The sequence below is a fragment of the Phyllobacterium sp. P5_D12 genome (assembly GCF_054049495.1).
In genome coordinates this window covers 1-2,424 of sequence record NZ_JBFUMG010000632.1, presented here as the reverse complement: position 1 = coordinate 2,424, position 2,424 = coordinate 1, and the positions used below count along the sequence as shown (strand labels likewise).

4 protein-coding genes are annotated in these 2,424 nt (G+C 57.7%); 3 read left to right on the top strand and 1 reads right to left on the bottom strand.

Going from position 1 to position 2,424, the window contains the following annotated elements; all coding sequences use genetic code 11:
• From ACXJ5O_RS24515 to ACXJ5O_RS24505, 3 genes are all read left to right on the top strand, one after another.
• Positions 1 to 379: nitrilase-related carbon-nitrogen hydrolase (locus tag ACXJ5O_RS24515; RefSeq protein ID WP_457302182.1), on the top strand; the 379-nt coding region annotated here is incomplete at its 5' end.
• On the top strand, positions 376 to 789 hold the full coding sequence (locus tag ACXJ5O_RS24510) for a DUF1178 family protein (protein ID WP_457302181.1): 414 nt from the start codon (positions 376 to 378) through the stop codon (positions 787 to 789). The genes ACXJ5O_RS24515 and ACXJ5O_RS24510, both read left to right, overlap by 4 nt.
• Positions 790 to 853: 64 nt before the next feature.
• Positions 854 to 1,753 carry a DMT family transporter gene (locus tag ACXJ5O_RS24505; protein ID WP_457302180.1) on the top strand — a complete coding sequence of 300 codons (900 nt, stop codon included), beginning with the start codon at positions 854 to 856 and terminating at the stop codon, positions 1,751 to 1,753.
• On the opposite strand, the gene ubiG is transcribed toward ACXJ5O_RS24505, so the two are convergent.
• Positions 1,746 to 2,424, bottom strand: a 679-nt coding sequence (ubiG, locus tag ACXJ5O_RS24500; protein WP_457302179.1) for a bifunctional 2-polyprenyl-6-hydroxyphenol methylase/3-demethylubiquinol 3-O-methyltransferase UbiG, incomplete at its 5' end; no start/stop codon positions are given. The genes ACXJ5O_RS24505 and ubiG overlap by 8 nt on opposite strands.

Genomic DNA, 2,424 nt, shown 5'->3' with positions numbered 1-2,424 from the left:
ATTGTTCCGCGCCCAGGCATTGGCCGGTGCATCGGTGATTTCAGCACCTGCCGCCTTCACCCGGCAGACCGGCGAAGCGCATTGGAATGTGCTGCAGCGCGCGCGTGCGATCGAGAATGGCGCCTTCATGATTTCGGCAGCTCAAGGCGGTTTGCATGAGGATGGCCGGGAAACCTATGGTCATTCCATCATCGTCGCGCCGTGGGGCGAGGTTTTGGCGGAGGCCGATCATGCGGAGCCCGCAGTCATTGTGGCGGACATCGATCCGGCACTGAGTGCAGCAGCGCGAACGCAGGTACCCAACCTCAAGAACGCCCGGCCATTCGGGGTTGTCGTGGAAAACGATGGACAGGCGACGAGGTTCAACGCCGCATCATGATTCATTTTTCCCTCCATTGCGACGGTGACCACGAGTTCGAAGGCTGGTTTCGCAGCAATGACGATTTTGACACGCAAGTGCAGAAGCAGCTCGTTTCCTGCCCCGTCTGCGGTTCGCACAAAGTCGACAAGGCCTTGATGACGCCGTCGGTTGCAACAGGCCGCCAAAAGGAAAAGATCGCCATCGCGATGAGCAAGATGGCAAGTGAACTACGTGAAATGGCCAAGAAGGTTCGCGAAAACTCCGACTATGTTGGCAGTGATTTTGCCGAGGAAGCCCGCAAAATTCACTTTGGCGAGGCAGAACAGCGCGGCATTTATGGCGAGGCGACGCGCGACGAAGTCGAAGCGCTCGTGGACGACGGTGTCGATGTGATGCCGCTGCCGGTGTTTCCCGACGACCACAATTGATCTTGATAGGCTGATGGCGATGTCTATGGTGCGGTAGTCGATTCTGACTAACCGGATGAATTCCATGCCATTTCTGAATTCCGCTCCCGCGCTGCTCGTGTTGACGGGCGCTTTTCTGGGGTTGACGCTTCCATTCGGCAAATTGGCTTTTGCCGCGGGCATCGCTCCATCTCTATGGGCGTTCGTTATCTCGATCGGCGCAGGGACGGTCCTTCTGGCAGCCTTCCTTCTCATGGGAAAGCGTCCGCGTATCGATGCGCATATGCTACGGTACTATCTTATCGCCGCACTGATCTCCTATGCCATTCCTAACCTCATGACACTTTCGGCGATTCCGCATCTCGGCTCAGGGTTTACGGGGATCATGTACACATTGTCGCCAGTGTTTACTCTGCTGCTCTCGATCCTTTTCAAGATGCGCAGCCCCAATCTCCTTGGACTTCTCGGCATATTCACCGGCTTTGCCGGGGCAGTCCTCGTGGGGTTTACCCGGGGGCAGGTCGGCCAGCCGGCAGAACCTCTCTGGGTGGCCATTGGCTTGCTCATCCCGGTCTTGCTTGCTCTCGGCAATGTCTATCGCACGATCGATTGGCCGAAAGGTGCTGATCCGACCGAGCTTGCAGCTGGCAGCCATTTGACCACTGCGGTGCTGCTGGTTCCGATCATTTTCTTTATGACGGGCACATTCCCCGTTGAACCACTCGGTGCTGTGCCATGGCTGGTCTTTGCCCAGGTTCTGGCGTCAGCTTGCATGTTTGCGCTGTACTTCCGGCTCCAGGCCGTTGGCGGACCGGTCTATCTCAGCCAGATCGGATATGTCGGCGCGGCAGTTGCATTGCTCGCGGGCACTTTGTTCCTGGGTGAAGTTTATCAGCTCGCAACCTGGATCGGTGCGGCGATCATCACCGTCGGCGTGTTGATGACCACGAACGCCCAGCAACAGATGGCGGCAAAGGTCAGCTAGGCCTTGTTGCCAGGACCATGTAGTTCACACTGGTATCGCTTGATCTGTTCCAGCTGTCCGCCAACGGATTGTAACTGACGCCGACTTTTTCCACGACCTCCAGGCCAGCGCGTGACATGGCAGTTTCCAGTTCTTCCGGGCGGACCAGCTTTTCATATTGGTGCGTTCCGCGCGGCAACCAGCGAAGCACATACTCCGCACCGAATATGGCAAGGCCGAGCGCCTTCAATGTCCGGTTGATGGTGGCGACAAAGGTCATGCTGCCGGGTTTGACCATTTGCGAACAGGCAGACATGTAGAGCTCGACATCGGCAACATGCTCGACGACTTCCATATTCAGGACCACGTCGAACTGTTCTCCCGCATCGGCGAGAGCTTCGGCTGTCGTTGCGCGATAATCGATCGAGAGCCCGCTCTGCGCCGCGTGTATCTTCGCAACTTCGATGTTTGTTTCGCCGGCATCAGCCCCAACGACTGTCGCCCCAAGCCGCGCCATGGGTTCGCACAGAAGGCCGCCGCCGCAACCGATATCAAGAATACGCAAGCCCGCGAAGGGTGCCGGGCCATTCGGATCGATGCCGTAGTGAGCGCAGACCTTTTCCTTGATGTAGGCGAGGCGTGTGGGATTGAACTTGTGCAAGGGACGGAATTTGCCTTGCGGATTCCACCAC